The organism is Achromobacter sp. LC458 (genome assembly GCF_001005835.2).
In the GTDB taxonomy this organism is placed as follows: domain Bacteria; phylum Pseudomonadota; class Gammaproteobacteria; order Burkholderiales; family Burkholderiaceae_B; genus Achromobacter; species Achromobacter spanius_B.
This window is the reverse complement of the sequence record NZ_LBHW02000011.1, coordinates 40,491-55,251: the sequence shown is the minus strand read 5'-3', so window position 1 is coordinate 55,251 and position 14,761 is coordinate 40,491. Positions and strand designations below refer to the sequence as shown.

Genomic DNA, 14,761 nt, shown 5'->3' with positions numbered 1-14,761 from the left:
GTTATTGAATCATGCCCATAAAGATGATTCCAGTTATTTCACGACCCTATACTGCGGTCGTTCCCCGCCTGTCACCGAGCCGCCCCATGAGCGCATCCTTTACCACCCGTCCTGAAATTCGCGGCACCTTTGGTGTTGTGTCGTCCACACATTGGCTGGCGTCGCAGGTAGCCATGGGCGTGCTGGAACGCGGCGGCAACGCCTACGACGCGGCCGTGGCCGGCGGCTTCACGCTGCAAATCGTCGAGCCCCACCTGAATGGCCCGGGCGGCGAAGTGCCCATCCTGCTCTGGAACGAAAACGAAAAGCGCATGCGCGCGCTGTGCGGCCAGGGGCCCGCGCCCGCGCTGGCCACGCCGGCCGCGTTCCGCGCGCTGGGCGTGGAGATGGTGCCCGGCATCGGGCTGCTGCCGGCCACCGTGCCTGGCGCGTTCGGCGCCTGGCTGACGTTGCTGCGCGACTACGGCACGTGGGAATTGGCCGACGTCTTGCGCCCCGCCGTCGATTACGCCCGCAACGGCTTCCCGCTGGTGCCGCGCGTGTCGCAGGCCGTGCTGGCCGTGCAGGCGCTGTTTCGTGATGAATGGACCACCTCGCGCGACGTCTGGATGCCCGACGGCCGCGTACCCGCGCCCGATTCGCTGTTCTGCACGCCCGCCATCGCCGATACGTACACGCGCATCCTGGACGAGGCGCACGCCGCCAGCACCGACCGGCGCGGGCGCATCGACGCCGCGCTGGACTGCTGGTATCGCGGCTTTGTGGCCGATGCCATCGACGCCTACTACACCAATGAGCCGGTGCGCGACACCACGGGGCAGCGCAACCGTGGCCTGCTGCGCAAGTCCGACATGGCCGATTGGCGCGCCACCTACGACGAACCTGTTACCACCCAGTACGGCCGCTACACCGTGGCCAAGTGCGGCGTGTGGTCGCAAGGGCCGGTGCATTTGCAGCAGCTGGCAATGCTGCGGCATCTGGGCATGGACGGGCTGGACCCGACCTCGCCGCAATTCGTGCACCGCATTGCCGAAGCCGCCAAGCTGGCCTTCGCGGACCGCGCCGCCTGGTATGGCGACCCCGACTTCACCCCGGTGCCGCTGGCCGCGCTGTTAAGCGACGCCTATGCCCGCGAACGCGCGGCATTGATCGGCGCCAACGCGTCGCCGGATTTCCGCCCCGGCAGCCCGGCCGGCCTGGCGCCCCGCCTGCCGGACCTGGACGCCGCGGCCCGCACGCTGGCCGCCTCGGACACCCGCTTTGGCGTGGGCGAACCCACGTTCGCGGCCTTGCCGCCCGTGGCCGAATGGGCCGCGCGCGAGATATTCGTGGGCGACACCTGCCAAATCGACGTGATTGACCGCGACGGCAACATGGTGGCCGCCACGCCGTCGGGCGGTTGGCTGTCGTCCAGCCCGGTCGTGCCGGGCCTGGGCTTTCCGCTGACGACCCGTTTGCAGATGACCTGGCTGGACGATGGCGTGCCCGGCCAGCTGCAACCGGGCAAGCGCCCTTGCACGACGCTGTCGCCAGGCCTGGTGCTGCGCGACGGGCAACCTTATATGGCGTTCGGCACGCCGGGCGGCGACCAGCAGGACCAATGGACGGTGGCGTTCTTCTTGCGTCACGCCATGGGTATGAATTTGCAGGAAGCCATCGACGCGCCGTCCTGGCACATCGATCACTTCCCGGGATCGTTCTGGCCACGCACGCAAACGCTGAACCGCCTGACGGTGGAATCGCGTCTGCCCGAGGCCACCATCGACGCGCTGCGCGCGGCGGGCCACGACGTCAAGGTCGGCCCCGCCTGGTCCGAAGGGCGCATCAGCGCGTGCACGCGTGAACCGGGCATGGGCGGCGGCTTGCTGCTGCGCGCGGGGGCCAACCCGCGCGGCATGCAGGGGTACGCCGTTGGCCGGTGACAACAGGCGGCATTGAACACGCATACGCAAACCACAAACCGCAAACCGCAAACCGCAAACCGCATTCACGAATCACATCCACTTTTTCAAACAGCCGGCGTCCAGACCGGCACTTACACAGGGGTAATCACCATGAAACTGTCTTTCCAACGACTGATGCGCGTGTGTGCGCTAGGCCTGGCCCTGGCCACGCCCGCCTTGTCCCAGGCCGCCTGGCCTGAAAAGCCGATCACGCTGATCGTGCCGTGGGCCGCGGGCGGGTCCACCGACATTCTGGCCCGCGTGCTGTCCGAAGGGCTGACGCAATCGCTGGGCCAACCGGTCATCGTGGAGAACCGGTCGGGCGCGTCCGGCAACATCGGCACCACCTTCGTGGCGCGCGCCAAGCCGGACGGCTACACGCTGCTGGTGGGCTCGATGAGCACGCACACGATGAACCAGGCGCTGTATTCCAACATGCCGTTCGATGGCGTCAAGGACTTCACGCCCATCGCCGAACTGGCGCTGGTGACGAACACGATGGTGGTGCACCCCTCGGTGCCCGTCAGCAACGTGAAGGAATTCATCGCCTACGTGAAAGACCGCCCGGATGCGGTGGCCTATGCCTCGGCCGGCCAAGGGTCGACCAACCACCTGAGCGCCGCGCTGTTCGAGAAAGCCGCCGGCGTGAAGATGATGCACATCCCCTATCGTGGCGGCGCGCCCGCGGTGCTGGACACCGTGGCCGGTCGTACGCAGGTGCTGTTCAGCGCCGGCACGCAAACCCTGCCGCACGTGCAGTCGGGCAAGCTGAAGCTGTTGGCCGTGACCGAAGAAAACCGTTCGCCGCTGTTGCCCGAGGTACCGACCGTGGCCGAAACGCTGCCGGGCTATGAGCTGTCGGTGTGGTACGGCGCGTTCGGCCCGGCCGGCATGCCGCCGGAGCTGACCGCGCGCCTGAACCGCGAGATCAACCTGATCCTCAAGCGCCCCGACGTGATCAAGAAGATGGGCGACATGGGCGTGCTGCTGACGGAAACGACGCCCGAGCAGTTCGGCCAGATCCTGGCGCGCGATGCCGACAAGTACGGCAAGCTGATCAAGGAACTGGGGATCACGGCGGAATGAACGCCACGCCGACTTCCGTGACGCCGGCGGCAGCCGGCGTGTCGGCCATTGCACAAGCCTACGCCGCCGCGGACGCGACGGCGGCCTTGCAGGCCATTGACGCCTACGCCCATGGCCGGCTTGAACATGCCTTGTGCACCGTCAACCGCTTTGACGCCGACACCATGCGCGTGGTGCGCTTGTACAGCTCGAACCCCGACGCCTATCCGCCGGGCGGCAGCAAGGACAAGCGCGGCACGCCGTGGGGCCAGCACGTGCTGCTGGACCAGCGCGTGTTCGTGGGCGAAGGCGAAGCCGCCATCCGCGAATTCTTCAACGACCACGACGCCATCCGCGAACTGGGCCTGCAATCGGTCATCAACGTGCCGGTGTCGTATGACGGGGTTTGTCTGGGCACCGTCAACTTCCTGATGCCGCGCCCCAAGGTGTCGGACGCGGATATCGACCACGCTAGGCTGGCGGGCCTGTTGGCCCTGCCCGCCCTGCTGGCGCTGCGCCGCGCCGACTAGATCAGCGCGCGCCGGATGCGCGAGGACAACATGTCGATGGCCACCACGAAGGCCACGATGATGATCATCACCGCGCAGGTTTCGGCGTAGCGGAAGCTGCGGATGATTTCCCACAGCACCGTGCCGATGCCGCCCGCGCCCACGATGCCGACCACCGAGGCCGAGCGCACGTTGGATTCAAAGCGGTACAGCGAATACGAGATCCACAGCGGCAACACTTGCGGGATCACGCCGTACACGATTTCTTCCAACGCGTTGGCCCCGGTGGCGCGCACGCCTTCGACCGGACGCGGATCGATGGCTTCAACGGCTTCCGAGAACAGCTTGGCCAGCACGCCGGTGGTGTGCACCCACAAGGCCAGCACGCCCGCGAACGGACCCAGGCCCACGGCCACGATGAACAGCATCGCGAACACCATTTCATTGATGGCGCGGCACGCGTCCATCAGGCGTCGCATGGGCTGGTAGACCCACGCCGGCACCATGTTCGACGAACACAGCAGACCCAGCGGCACGGCCACCACGATGGCCAGGAACGTGCCCCACACCGCGATCTGCACGGTGACGATCATCTCGTCCAGGTACATGCGCCAGTCGCGGAAATTCGGCGGGAAGAAGTCGGCGGCAAACTGCGCCATGTTGCCCGAGTCGCGCAACAGATCCATCGGCCGCATGTCCGCGCCGCCCCATGACATCACCAGCAGTGCAAGAACAAAGGCCCAGACCAGCAAGACCGGCAGCGAAGAACGCGGCGCGGTGGGCAGGCGAGGGGAATGGGTGGCTAGGCTCATGGCGGTCCGATGGATGGCGATCAGGAAAGTTATTGCTTGGCGACGGCGGGTTGGCCCAGCGCGGCCAGCTTGCCGTCCAGGTCGGCCAACTGCTTTTGCTTTTCGGCCTGGCCCAGCGTGCTGTCGCCTTCTACCTTGGCCTTTTCACGGGCCAATTCGATCTGGCGGATGGGCACGAGCTGCTGGTTATCCGACGCGCGGAAGCCCTGGTACGTCAGCGCCTTCAGGTTGGCCAATTCGCGCTGGGCGTCCTTGCCCTTGCCGTAGTTGACGAAGAAGTCGCGGATGCGGCCCTTCAAGTCGGCCGGCAGGTCCGATCGCATGACCAGCGGATCAGCCGGAATCAACGGCGACTTCCACAGCACGCGCACGCTGTCGTTGGCGTCCTTGCCCGTATTCAGGCGATAGCGCTCCAGCGCTTCCGTGTTGTTGACGGCAACATCCACCTGCTTGTTGATGACCGACAGCAGATTGGTTTCGTGGTTGCTGGCGCGCACCGTCTTGAAGAACGTCTTGGGTTCGATCTTGTTGGCGGCCCACAGGTAGTACCCGGGCACGGCGGTGCCGGACGTGGAGTTGGGGTCGCCCGCGCCGTAGCTCAGCTTGCCGCCGTTTTTCAGCACGTCGTCCAGCGTCTTCAGGTTGCTGTCCTTGTTGACGATCAGCAGCGACCAATAGCCGGGGTTGCCGTCCTTGTCGATCACCGACGCGAACACTTCGCCCTTGGCGCGGTCCACGGCTTCAATCGCCGACTTGTTGCCGAACCAGCCCATCTGCACCTTGTTAAAGCGCATGCCTTCGATGATGCCCGCGTAGTCCGAGGCGAAGAAGGGTTTGACCGGCACGCCGATGGCGCGGCTCAGGTCGTCGATGACGGGCTGCCAGACCGACTTCAGGTTGGTCGACGATTCGGTCGAGATGATGCCGAAGTTCAACGTCTTGGCGTCTTGCGCGACGGCCTGGGTGGACAGCGCGGCGGCGGCGATCAGGGTAAAGAAGGTTCTGCGTAGCATGGATGACTCCGGGGTGGATACGGTGAAAAGGCCGTGGGGTCGCGGCGTTGCAATCAAGGATCGGATCAGGCGGCGTGCGCCAACCGCGACAGCGGCGCCAGCGCCGGCATGGCGGGCGACTGCTGCGTGTATTCGGGAAGCAGCTCGGACAGTTCAGAGCCGTACAGGTCGCGCAGCATTTCGGGGGTCAGGTCGGCGGCGCGGCCGTCGTACACCACCTTGCCGTGGCGCAACGCCACTACGCGCGGGCAGTAGCGCAACGCCACATCCACCTGATGCAACGACACCACCACCGCCACCTTGCGCGTGCGGTTGATGTGGGCCAGCGTGTCCATTACGCGGCGCGACGATTCGGGGTCCAGCGATGCGATGGGTTCGTCGGCCAGGATCACGCGCGCGTTCTGCACCAGCGTGCGGGCAATGGCGGCGCGCTGCTGCTGCCCGCCGGACAGCGTCGAGGCGCGCTGAAATGCGTAGTCGTCTATACCAACCTGGGCGAGCGCATCCAGGCCCTGACGCACCTCGGCGCGCAGGAACCAGCGGGTCAGGCTGCGCCACAGCGGCACGCGCGGCAACATTCCGGTCAACACATTGGTAATCACCGGCAGGCGGCCCACCAGGTTGAATTGCTGAAACACAAAGCCGATGCCGGCGCGCGCGGCGCGCACGTTGCGGCTTAGCCGGCCATGCTGCTGAATAAGCTGACCGTTGACGGTCACGCTGCCCTGGCCCGCATCCCCGGCCACAAAGCCGGCCAGATGGCGCAGCAAGGTGGACTTGCCCGAACCGGACGCGCCCAGCAGCGCCACCATTTCGCCGTCGGCGACTTGCAGGCTGACGTTGTCCAGCGCCTTGGCTCCGGCATGGAAGGTCTTGCTCAAGCCCTGTACTTCAATGGCGACCGTCATCGCTGATCCCCTTGTCTGTGGTCATGGGCGCATTCTGTTTTCGCGGCATGACAGCGCGATGACCCGGCGGACAATTCGGATGGGATAAAAACCGGGGTCAGCAACGCACTGAAAGAGATCCGTCACAATCGCCGCCGCCGACGGCTTGCAGCCTGGGTCGGCGCGGGTATATTCAGTAAATCCCCCACTCGCTTGGCGCTCATCATGATTACCGGTTCCTGCCTGTGCGGCCGCGTGGCTTACGAGATCAACGGCCCCCTCACCAACGCCCTGAATTGCCACTGCATCATGTGCCGCAAGTCCCACGGCGCGGCTTTCCGCAGCCGTGCTTCCGTGCAAGTGTCTGATTTCAAATGGACCAAGGGCGAAAACCACGTCACCTGGTATGCCTCGTCACCCGGCAGTTATCGCGGTTTTTGCGAAGCTTGCGGCACGCCTTTGCTAAGCCGCTTTGATCAGACGCCCGACACCTATGGCCTGCCGCTGGGCGCGCTGGACGACGACCCGGGCGTCAAGCCCGCCGCGCACTGCCACGTGGCCAGCAAGGCGCCATGGTTCGACATCACAGACGACCTGCCGCAATACCCGGACGACTTCCCCGGCGTAGTCGAACCGGACGCGCAGGCGCAAAACGTCACCTAGGCATTGAAGCGGCGCGATTTGCCCCCATAAATAGAACAGACCGCGCGGGCTTGTGTGTTTGCCCCCGGGGCGCCCATGAGTCGTCCAGCAGCAACTATCGCGGCTTTGCCGCAGATAAATACTGGCTAATCGGCGCGCTTTGCAGTAACATAAGTCCGTGATTTTTCCGCAAAAACCGGGCTTCGGTCACTCTGCGTGCCAACCTGTACTCCTTCGGGTCACCCCCCAAGATACCCAGGCTGCCCCCGGTTTGGTTGAACCTTGCCGGGCGACCTTCCTACTGTCGGCGACGTCACGACTGTCCCACGCGCCGCAGCCCTCTGCGCCGCAAGGCACGCAGCAAAAGTTCCAACCCGCTTCTTCCGGTGCTGTGCATTTGCACGGTATCGCGACCAAGCCGCGCCGTGCGCGCACATTGCCCACGCTGCGCGAGTATCCGTCATTTCAGACATCCACCCGGGATGCCGTGGCCATTACCCGCGCTTGCCCGAACGTTTTACGTTCAACCGCTGGACCTGGTTATCTGTGTCCAACGCGCTTGCCGCTTCGTGCGGCGCGTCATGCCGCCGGCCTGGCTGCGCGTATTGATCAAGGAGTAGAGAATGGCTAAAGAAGAACTCATCGAATTGGATGGCATTGTTGACGAAGTGCTGCCCGATAGCCGCTACCGCGTCAAACTGGACAACGGCATCGAAGTTGGCGCTTACGCCTCCGGCCGTATCCGCAAGCACCGCATCCGCATCCTGGCGGGCGATCGCGTCACCCTGGAAATGTCGCCGTATGACCTGACCAAGGGCCGCATCAACTTCCGTCACAAAGACGAGCGCGCACCCGCGCCGCACCGTCCCCAGCAATACCGCCGTTAAGTCAGGACCTCAGGGCCGGCCACAAGGCCGGCTCCCTGTCTTTATGTCGCACCGGTCCGGGGCCTTACCGCCCTTAAGGCCAAACCGCGACATGCCGTAATGCGTGGAACGTCCGTTCGTGAAAAAATGGCAACCCGGTCAGGCGCAATGTCTGGCGGGATACGCATGAAGCAAGATGGATTTCACAGAAGAATTGCAAGCCGCTGCTGACCAGCTTTCCCGGACGCGAAGAAAATTCGCCAAAGGGGAGGAAGGGCTGCGCCTGCTGCGTCAATCGCGCGAGGCGTTCATCAACAGCCTGCGCAACACCGGCCTGACCTACGCCGAAGCCAAGATCAAGTACGACAACTGCCTGGACGAACAGGAAGCCGAACAGCTTCATGTGCGCCAGCAGATGGAATATGCCGAGCGCATGCATCAGTTCGTGCTGAACAAAATCGCGCAGCAGGCCGCCACGGCGTAACGCGCCGGCCGGGCAGCCACGCCCGGCGCTGCATCAGGGCTTGAACGCCCCGATGAAAATGGCGGGATCGACCCGCGCATCGTTCAGGCTGACATTCCAGTGCAGGTGTGGCCCGGTGGCGCGCCCGGTGGCGCCGACTTTGCCAACCACGCCGCCACGCGGCACCTCATCCCCCACCTTCACGTCAATGGCCGACATGTGGCAGAACATGCTGATGAAGCCCTGGCCATGGTCGACGAACACCGTCTTGCCGTTGAAGAAATAATCCCCCACCAACACCACCACACCCGCCGCCGGCGACTTGATCGGCGTGCCCGCGGGCACGGCAAAGTCCAGGCCCGAATGCGGGTTGCGTTCCTGCCCGTTGAAAAAGCGGCGCAGCCCGAACGGGCTGGATAGACGACCACCGCTTACCGGGCGGTCCAGCAACAGGTTGCTGGGCGTGACGCCGGCGCGGTAGGTCCGGTTGGCCGCGCTTTGCTCGGCCATTTCGCGTTCGATGCGCTTCATGTCGTCCGGGTTGGGGTCGACCTGACGCGGATTCTTCAAGGTGATGTGCTGCGCCACGTATTCCTTGGCGCCAACTGAGAACGACACCTTGCGTTCGCCGTTGGCATCGCGCACCACGGCCTGCTGCTCGCCCGGTTTGACGCTAAGCGGAATGCCAAGCACGGCGATCCACTGCTTGCCCTCTTCGCGCACCACCATCACGCGGCGGTCCAGGAAGGTGACCTCGGGCGCACGGTCGGCATCGCCCAGCGGCAGGATGGCAACGCCGCCCGGCACGGGCGCGTTCAGCTTGCGCGAAATAAAGCCTTGCTGCGTGGCGGCGCGCGCCGGCAGGCCGCAAGCCATGGCCGCCACCGCAAGGCCCAGGCGCAGAACGTCGCGGCGCAGGATCAGACGGCTTACAGGCACAGGTTCGCCGGTTCGATGATGCTTTGGTCGCGGCGGGCGATGCGCGTGGACAGGCGCGCTTCGGTTTTGCCCTTCCAGGTAGTCGTGCTGAGCACGGCTTCCACGCCCAGGCTGTCTTCCTGGACCAGTTCAAACCCGTTACGGATTTCCTGGCGCTTGAAGTTGACGCCCATGTTCTTCCAGGCGTCGGCCACGCACGTCGTGTAGTCGTCGGCCGTGCGCTGGGTGGCGCCGTAGAAAACGGGGTCGCGCTTGCGCACGTCTTGCACGTTGGCGCAGGCTGACAAGGCGGTCAGGACGGCGAGGGACAGGGCGATGCGAACCTTCATGACGGTAGGACTCTTTAGGCAAATAAGTGGACGGAACGGCCAAAACTATAACGCAGCAGCCGGTCAGGACTGCGGGGCGCGACGGGCCGATTTGGGACGGAAGGCGTCGATGATCTCGGGGCGGGTCTCGGCGTACGGCCCGCCGATCAGGTCGATGCAATACGGGATCGCGGCGAAGATGCCCGGCGCGATCACCGTGCCGTCATCGCCCTTCAAGCCTTCCAGCGTTTCACGGATGGACTTCGGTTGGCCCGGCAAGTTCACGATCAACGCGGCGTGCGACGGCGTTTCGCGGATGACGGCCACCTGGCGCGACAGGATCGCGGTGGGCACGAAGCGCAGGCTGATCTGGCGCATCTGTTCGCCAAAGCCGGGCATTTCCTTGGTGCCCACGGCCAGCGTGGCCTCGGGGGTGACGTCGCGGCGGGCGGGGCCGGTGCCGCCCGTGGTCAGCACCAGGTCGCAACCGCAGATGTCCACCAGTTCAATCAGTGTTTCGGAAATACGCGCGGGCTCGTCGGGAATCAGGCGGTCCACCGCCTGCCACGGCGACACCAGCGCCGTCCCCAGCCATTCCCGCAAGGCGGGCAGGCCCTGATCCTGGTAAACGCCGGTGGCGGCGCGGTCAGAGACGGACACCAGGCCGATGATCAGGTCGTCGGGATGGCGGCGGGCGATTCGGGTGGGCGTGGTCATAGGCGGTGGCGATGGCTGAAAGCGACAAGGGGGAACGGGTCCGCCGGGCAATAAGGCGGGCGGCGCGGCGGTCAATCATGGAAATCCAGAAGACGGCCGCGATGACGATGCTATCGCATTCTTTCCCAGGAAAAAGGCGTCCTCGCCCCCACCAACCCGCCCGCGGACGTGTGGCAAAAAAGCGAATCGTCCGTGGCCCCGGTTTCGCGCGCTTGTTTGCGTCATAGGGCCTGGATAACATCCGCTAACAAAATACTTCCCTGGCTGGCCCGTCGCGCCTGTTGTCTCCATGTTCAAACGCACTTTACGGCAGCACGCGCTGGCCGCCGCGCTGGCCCTGACGGCCGCGGTCGCCGCGGGATGGCTCGCCTGGCATACGCTGGCATTGAAAACGGAACCCGTGCCCGCCGCCGCCCCGGGCATCTACATTCCCAACCTGGGCAATACGCTGCAAGAACAGACGCGCAACCTGTCGCGCCTGAGCCAGGCACTGCGCACCGGCGACCGGGTGGTGATCCTGGGGTCTTCCGAGCTGACCAGCAACGACCTGCGCTTTGTCCCCTACCGCTATCTGGCCGACGAGTTACAGATGCCGGTGCTGGCCTACGGCCATTCGGGCTTCCAGTCCCTGGGGATGCAGCTGGTGCTGGCTGCATTGGCCGATGACCTGTCGCCCACCTCGCGCGTGGTGGTGATGTTGTCGCCCGGATGGTTCGACGGCGATGGCGGGCTGGGCGCTGACGAATTCAAGGAACACGCCAACCCGCTGCTGCCCCGGCTGCTCAAGCAACCCGAAGGCCGCGCCGAACTGGCACGCTGGCTGCGCGACAAAGGTGATGCGGGCGTGGCTTGGTCGATGATGACCGAGCAGGCCTATGTTTTCAGGCAACGGCTGGTCGACCTGTGGACACCGGCCCATGCCGCCCCCGCCCCCGAGCGGGAACGCGAGGGCCCCGCTGCTGCTGCCCGCGTGGTGGATTGGGACGCACTGGCCGAAGAGGCGCAACGCGCCGAGCAGGACTTGATGACCGGCAACCGCTACGCGGTGCGGGACGACTTCTTCAACAAATACCTGCGGACCCTTCCCGAGGGCGGCAAAACCGCGTACCTGCCGCAACCCCTGACAGGCCGCGACGAACTGCGCGAACTGACCGCCCTGATGGCGCTGCTGCACCAGCATGGCGTGAATGCGCTGTTTGTCATGCAGCCGCTGCACCCGATGGTCTTCAAGGACCTTAACCGTTTCCAGCCCGTGCAAGAGGAAGTGGGCGCCCTGTGCCGGCGCTATGCGATGACGTGCATGGATATGTACGACGCCCCCTTTGAAGTGGGCATGCTGCGCGACGTGCAGCATCTGGGCGAGCTCGGCTGGCTGCGGGTGAACCAGAAGATTGCCCAGGTGTTCCGGCCATGACCCCTGCCCGCCCCGCCCCTGGCCAGACCTTTCCCGGTGGAGGGATGCCGCGATGAAAAGAACGCTGTGGCTGTGCCTGCTTTACCTCGGCGTGTTCGCCGTGCTGCTGATCCAGGCGGACACCTCCGCCAATCTGGGCAAGCCGATGGAGATCGAGTTCCAGTATTCGAAATTCTGACGGCGCGCCCCCCAGGGCGGGGAAAATTGGTTTTCCGACGCAACCAGGGCCAGGTCACAAATCTGCAATAATCGGCTCCTCACGCCGGAACCTCGCCCCCCGCCTCCATGTTCGACCTCTTCCACGGCCTTGATCTCTGGGTCGGCCTCAGTCTTGTGCTGGCCCTGACATTCGTCCTGGCCTTCGAATTCATCAATGGTTTCCACGACACGGCGAACGCCGTGGCCACGGTCATCTACACCAAGGCCATGCCGCCGCATCTTGCGGTCGTGCTGTCCGGGATCTTCAATTTCCTTGGCGTGTTGCTGGGCGGGGTGGGCGTTGCCTACGCCATCGTGCACCTGCTGCCGGTGGAATTGCTGATCAACGTGGACACCGGCCGCGGGCTGGCCATGGTGTTCGCCATGCTGGCCGCCGCCATCGCCTGGAACCTGGGCACTTGGTACTTCGGTATCCCCGCGTCCAGTTCGCACACGCTGATCGGCTCGATTCTTGGCGTGGGCCTGGCCAATGCACTGATCACCGACCTGCCGCTGGGCGAGGGGGTCAACTGGGGCAAGGCCGTGGACATCGGCATGTCGCTGGTGGCCTCGCCAATAGCCGGCTTCATCGTCGCGGGCGGCTTGCTGTTGCTGCTCAAGCGCTGGCTGCCCACCTCCAAGATGCACAAGACGCCCGAACAGCGCCGCGCCATCGACAACAAGAAGCACCCGCCGTTCTGGAACCGGCTGGTGCTGGTGCTGTCGGCCATGGGCGTGAGCTTTGTGCACGGGTCCAACGACGGGCAGAAGGGCATCGGACTGATCATGCTGGTGCTGATCGGCATCGTGCCGGCCAACTTCGTGCTGGATACGACCAGCACCACCTACCAGATCGAACGCACCCGCGACGCCGCGAACCACCTGAACGTGTTCTACCAACGCAACGAAGCCATGTTGGGTGACTTCCTGGCGCTGAAGCGGGCGCCGGCCGCGTCCGACCTGCCGCGCAACTTTCGCTGCGACCCCGAATTGACCGTGCCCACCATCGCCGCGCTGCACACGGACCTGGCCGGTGTCGCCAACTACGCCGACCTGTCGGCCGACAAGCGCATTGACGTGCGCCGCTACCTGCTGTGCCTGGACGACACCGCCAAGAAGGTGGCGCGCATCGAAGGGCTGCCCGCCCGCGAACGCGCCGACCTGCAACGCCTGCGCGCCGACCTGACCGCCACCACCGAATACGCCCCCTTCTGGGTGATCGTGGCAGTGGCCCTGGCGCTGGGCGCCGGCACCATGGTGGGATGGCGCCGCGTAGTGCTGACGGTGGGCGAAAAGATCGGCAAGCAGGGCATGACCTACGCGCAAGGCATGTCGGCGCAAGTGACGGCCGTGGCGGCCATCGGGCTGGCCAACGTGTTCAGCCTGCCGGTATCGACCACCCACGTGCTGTCCTCGGGCGTGGCCGGCACCATGATCGCCAACAAGAGCGGCCTGCAAGGCAATACGGTGCGCAACATCCTGCTGGCCTGGGTGTTGACGCTGCCCGCCTCGATGGCATTGGCGGCCGCGCTGTTCTGGATCGGCGTGCAGTTCACCGGCTGACCGGCTGACCGGCTGACCGGCTGACCGGTTGACCGGCTGACGTCTTTGCCGGCCGTGCGGGCAATCTGCACGGCCGATGCAACACTCTGGCGATCACGTCAGGCTTTTTCCGCCCGCAGCCCGCGTCTACCATCACGCCATGGCTACCCCGACCCCCACCCTGCATTACATCTTCGACCCGCTTTGCGGCTGGTGCTACGGCGCCGCGCCGCTGGTGGACGCCGCCTGCGATATCGCCGGCCTGCACGTGGCGCCGCACGGCGGCGGCATGATGACCGGCGGCAACCGCCAGCCCGTCACCGACGCCCTACGCCGCTATGTCATGCCGCACGACGAACGCATCGCCGGCCTGACCGGCCAGGTCTTCGGCAAGGACTATTTCGACGGCCTGCTGCGCGACAGCGGCGCGGTGTTTGACTCCGAGCCCCCCACCACCGCCATCCTCGCCGCCGAGCAGCTTGACGGGCGCGGGCTGGACCTGCTCAAGCGCTTGCAGCACGCCCACTACATAGAGGGCCGCCGCATTGCGGACCCGGCCGTGCTGGGCGTCCTGGCGCGCGACATCGGACTGGACGGCGCAGCGTTCGACGCCGCCTATGGCGCGGCGCAAGGCGCCGACACGGCAGCGCACATCGCGGCCAGCCGGCAGTTGCTAGCCCGGGTAGGCGGCAGCGGTTTCCCCACGTTTGCGCTGGAGCTCGGCGGCGTTTACACGCTGCTGGAACCGGCTCGCTACCTGGGCCGCCCAGGCCAATGGCAGGCCGACCTGCGGCAACGGATCCAAGCGGCGGCTTAGGCGGTCAGGACTCTTCGATGTCGCCGTCGCGTTGCAGGGCCCGGTGCATGGCCGGGCGCGCGGCCAGGCGTTCGATGTAGCCGTTGAACACGTCCGATTCGGCAATCACGTTCACCTGCATCATGTATTGCAGCGAACCGCCCAGCACGATGTCCACGGCTGAAAACGCGTCGCCCAGGAAAAAGGGCCGGGCTTGCAGCACGCGGGTCAGGACCTGTTCGACTTCGTCGGCCGACCCCCACCCCGGTGCGCCGGCATGATGCGGCTGCTTGAAGGCGCGTTCGACCATGGCCGGCTCGAACACCCCGGTGGAATACGCCAACCAGGTCAGATACGGGCCACGATTGGGGTCGCCGATGCGCGGACCCAAGCCTTTCTCGGGGAACAGATCCGTCAGGTACAGCGCGATGGCAGGGGTTTCAAAGATGGGCACACCGTCGTGCACCAGGGCCGGCACCTTGCGGTGCGGATGAATGTCGATGTAATCGGCGGGCATGTGCCCGGCGCTGTCGGTGCCCCGGATGGACACCATTTCGGTGTCGTACGGCACACCCAGTTCTTCAAGCAGCCACAGAACCCGGAACGAGCGCGAACGCGGCGCATGGTAGAGCGTAAGCATGGTCGGC

General features: G+C 65.4%; 17 protein-coding genes. 10 read left to right on the top strand and 7 right to left on the bottom strand.

Features of this window, described 5'->3' with window-relative positions:
• Positions 1 to 86 precede the first annotated feature (86 nt).
• From YH64_RS11615 to YH64_RS11605, 3 genes are all read left to right on the top strand, one after another.
• Complete coding sequence (locus YH64_RS11615; protein ID WP_046804390.1) at positions 87 to 1,922, top strand: gamma-glutamyltransferase family protein; 1,836 nt, start codon at positions 87 to 89, stop codon at positions 1,920 to 1,922.
• Positions 1,923 to 2,054: 132 nt separating this feature from the next.
• Positions 2,055 to 3,029: a tripartite tricarboxylate transporter substrate binding protein gene (locus YH64_RS11610; protein ID WP_046804389.1), complete on the top strand. Its 975-nt coding sequence runs from the start codon at positions 2,055 to 2,057 to the stop codon at positions 3,027 to 3,029.
• A complete protein-coding gene (locus tag YH64_RS11605) occupies positions 3,026 to 3,538 on the top strand; it encodes a GAF domain-containing protein (RefSeq protein WP_046804388.1) in 513 nt (170 codons plus the stop codon). The genes YH64_RS11610 and YH64_RS11605 overlap by 4 nt, the downstream gene beginning before the upstream one ends.
• On the opposite strand, the gene phnE is transcribed toward YH64_RS11605, so the two are convergent.
• The 3 genes from phnE to phnC all read right to left on the bottom strand — a co-directional run bounded on the left by phnE (position 3,535) and on the right by phnC (position 6,250).
• A complete protein-coding gene (gene phnE / locus YH64_RS11600; RefSeq protein WP_046804387.1) occupies positions 3,535 to 4,329 on the bottom strand; it encodes a phosphonate ABC transporter, permease protein PhnE in 795 nt (264 codons plus the stop codon). The genes YH64_RS11605 and phnE overlap by 4 nt on opposite strands.
• Before the next feature lie 29 nt (positions 4,330 to 4,358).
• A complete protein-coding gene (gene phnD / locus YH64_RS11595) occupies positions 4,359 to 5,342 on the bottom strand; it encodes a phosphonate ABC transporter substrate-binding protein (RefSeq protein WP_046804386.1) in 984 nt (327 codons plus the stop codon).
• Positions 5,343 to 5,407: 65 nt separating this feature from the next.
• On the bottom strand, positions 5,408 to 6,250 hold the full coding sequence (gene phnC / locus YH64_RS11590; RefSeq protein ID WP_046804385.1) for a phosphonate ABC transporter ATP-binding protein: 843 nt from the start codon (positions 6,248 to 6,250) through the stop codon (positions 5,408 to 5,410).
• A gap of 204 nt (positions 6,251 to 6,454) precedes the next feature.
• Between phnC and YH64_RS11585 the strand changes: the two genes are divergently transcribed.
• The 3 genes from YH64_RS11585 (at position 6,455) to YH64_RS11575 (ending at position 8,221) form a co-directional block, all read left to right on the top strand.
• Positions 6,455 to 6,892 carry a GFA family protein gene (locus YH64_RS11585; protein WP_046804384.1) on the top strand — a complete coding sequence of 146 codons (438 nt, stop codon included), beginning with the start codon at positions 6,455 to 6,457 and terminating at the stop codon, positions 6,890 to 6,892.
• A gap of 602 nt (positions 6,893 to 7,494) precedes the next feature.
• On the top strand, positions 7,495 to 7,758 hold the full coding sequence (infA, locus tag YH64_RS11580; RefSeq protein ID WP_006221179.1) for a translation initiation factor IF-1: 264 nt from the start codon (positions 7,495 to 7,497) through the stop codon (positions 7,756 to 7,758).
• Positions 7,759 to 7,933: 175 nt separating this feature from the next.
• Complete coding sequence (locus YH64_RS11575) at positions 7,934 to 8,221, top strand: hypothetical protein (protein ID WP_046804383.1); 288 nt, start codon at positions 7,934 to 7,936, stop codon at positions 8,219 to 8,221.
• A gap of 33 nt (positions 8,222 to 8,254) precedes the next feature.
• Here YH64_RS11575 and YH64_RS11570 read toward each other — a convergent pair whose 3' ends face one another.
• The 3 genes from YH64_RS11570 to mog form a co-directional block, all read right to left on the bottom strand.
• The gene (locus tag YH64_RS11570; RefSeq protein ID WP_046804491.1) at positions 8,255 to 9,076 is read right to left on the bottom strand and encodes a peptidoglycan DD-metalloendopeptidase family protein; all 822 of its coding nucleotides are present in this window, start codon (positions 9,074 to 9,076) and stop codon (positions 8,255 to 8,257) included.
• Positions 9,077 to 9,129: 53 nt separating this feature from the next.
• Positions 9,130 to 9,468, bottom strand: coding sequence for a hypothetical protein (locus tag YH64_RS11565; protein ID WP_046804382.1), 339 nt, complete (start codon positions 9,466 to 9,468; stop codon positions 9,130 to 9,132).
• 63 nt (positions 9,469 to 9,531) lie between these two features.
• Positions 9,532 to 10,164: a molybdopterin adenylyltransferase gene (mog, locus tag YH64_RS11560; RefSeq protein ID WP_046804381.1), complete on the bottom strand. Its 633-nt coding sequence runs from the start codon at positions 10,162 to 10,164 to the stop codon at positions 9,532 to 9,534.
• Between the two features lie 289 nt (positions 10,165 to 10,453).
• Here mog and YH64_RS11555 point away from each other — a divergent pair, with 289 nt between their 5' ends.
• From YH64_RS11555 to YH64_RS11545, 4 genes are all read left to right on the top strand, one after another.
• Positions 10,454 to 11,578: a D-alanyl-lipoteichoic acid biosynthesis protein DltD gene (locus YH64_RS11555; RefSeq protein WP_052945998.1), complete on the top strand. Its 1,125-nt coding sequence runs from the start codon at positions 10,454 to 10,456 to the stop codon at positions 11,576 to 11,578.
• A gap of 52 nt (positions 11,579 to 11,630) precedes the next feature.
• A complete protein-coding gene (locus YH64_RS30515) occupies positions 11,631 to 11,756 on the top strand; it encodes a hypothetical protein (protein ID WP_255221300.1) in 126 nt (41 codons plus the stop codon).
• A 107-nt stretch (positions 11,757 to 11,863) separates the two neighbouring features.
• Complete coding sequence (locus YH64_RS11550) at positions 11,864 to 13,339, top strand: inorganic phosphate transporter (RefSeq protein WP_046804380.1); 1,476 nt, start codon at positions 11,864 to 11,866, stop codon at positions 13,337 to 13,339.
• Positions 13,340 to 13,478: 139 nt separating this feature from the next.
• Positions 13,479 to 14,135: a DsbA family protein gene (locus YH64_RS11545; RefSeq protein ID WP_046804379.1), complete on the top strand. Its 657-nt coding sequence runs from the start codon at positions 13,479 to 13,481 to the stop codon at positions 14,133 to 14,135.
• 4 nt (positions 14,136 to 14,139) lie between these two features.
• Here YH64_RS11545 and YH64_RS11540 read toward each other — a convergent pair whose 3' ends face one another.
• Positions 14,140 to 14,754 carry a glutathione S-transferase family protein gene (locus YH64_RS11540; protein ID WP_046804378.1) on the bottom strand — a complete coding sequence of 205 codons (615 nt, stop codon included), beginning with the start codon at positions 14,752 to 14,754 and terminating at the stop codon, positions 14,140 to 14,142.
• Positions 14,755 to 14,761: the final 7 nt, after the last annotated feature.

Bases quoted from the DNA above. Each gene is read 5' to 3' on its own strand.
- YH64_RS11615 (WP_046804390.1), top strand. From the start codon at position 87: ATGAGCGCATCCTTTACCACCCGTCCTGAAATTCGCGGCACCTTTGGT.
- YH64_RS11610 (WP_046804389.1), top strand. From the start codon at position 2,055: ATGAAACTGTCTTTCCAACGACTGATGCGCGTGTGTGCGCTAGGCCTG.
- YH64_RS11605 (WP_046804388.1), top strand. From the start codon at position 3,026: ATGAACGCCACGCCGACTTCCGTGACGCCGGCGGCAGCCGGCGTGTCG.
- phnE (WP_046804387.1), bottom strand. From the start codon at position 4,329: ATGAGCCTAGCCACCCATTCCCCTCGCCTGCCCACCGCGCCGCGTTCT.
- phnD (WP_046804386.1), bottom strand. From the start codon at position 5,342: ATGCTACGCAGAACCTTCTTTACCCTGATCGCCGCCGCCGCGCTGTCC.
- phnC (WP_046804385.1), bottom strand. From the start codon at position 6,250: ATGACGGTCGCCATTGAAGTACAGGGCTTGAGCAAGACCTTCCATGCC.
- YH64_RS11585 (WP_046804384.1), top strand. From the start codon at position 6,455: ATGATTACCGGTTCCTGCCTGTGCGGCCGCGTGGCTTACGAGATCAAC.
- infA (WP_006221179.1), top strand. From the start codon at position 7,495: ATGGCTAAAGAAGAACTCATCGAATTGGATGGCATTGTTGACGAAGTG.
- YH64_RS11575 (WP_046804383.1), top strand. From the start codon at position 7,934: ATGGATTTCACAGAAGAATTGCAAGCCGCTGCTGACCAGCTTTCCCGG.
- YH64_RS11570 (WP_046804491.1), bottom strand. From the start codon at position 9,076: ATGGCTTGCGGCCTGCCGGCGCGCGCCGCCACGCAGCAAGGCTTTATT.
- YH64_RS11565 (WP_046804382.1), bottom strand. From the start codon at position 9,468: ATGAAGGTTCGCATCGCCCTGTCCCTCGCCGTCCTGACCGCCTTGTCA.
- mog (WP_046804381.1), bottom strand. From the start codon at position 10,164: ATGACCACGCCCACCCGAATCGCCCGCCGCCATCCCGACGACCTGATC.
- YH64_RS11555 (WP_052945998.1), top strand. From the start codon at position 10,454: ATGTTCAAACGCACTTTACGGCAGCACGCGCTGGCCGCCGCGCTGGCC.
- YH64_RS30515 (WP_255221300.1), top strand. From the start codon at position 11,631: ATGAAAAGAACGCTGTGGCTGTGCCTGCTTTACCTCGGCGTGTTCGCC.
- YH64_RS11550 (WP_046804380.1), top strand. From the start codon at position 11,864: ATGTTCGACCTCTTCCACGGCCTTGATCTCTGGGTCGGCCTCAGTCTT.
- YH64_RS11545 (WP_046804379.1), top strand. From the start codon at position 13,479: ATGGCTACCCCGACCCCCACCCTGCATTACATCTTCGACCCGCTTTGC.
- YH64_RS11540 (WP_046804378.1), bottom strand. From the start codon at position 14,754: ATGCTTACGCTCTACCATGCGCCGCGTTCGCGCTCGTTCCGGGTTCTG.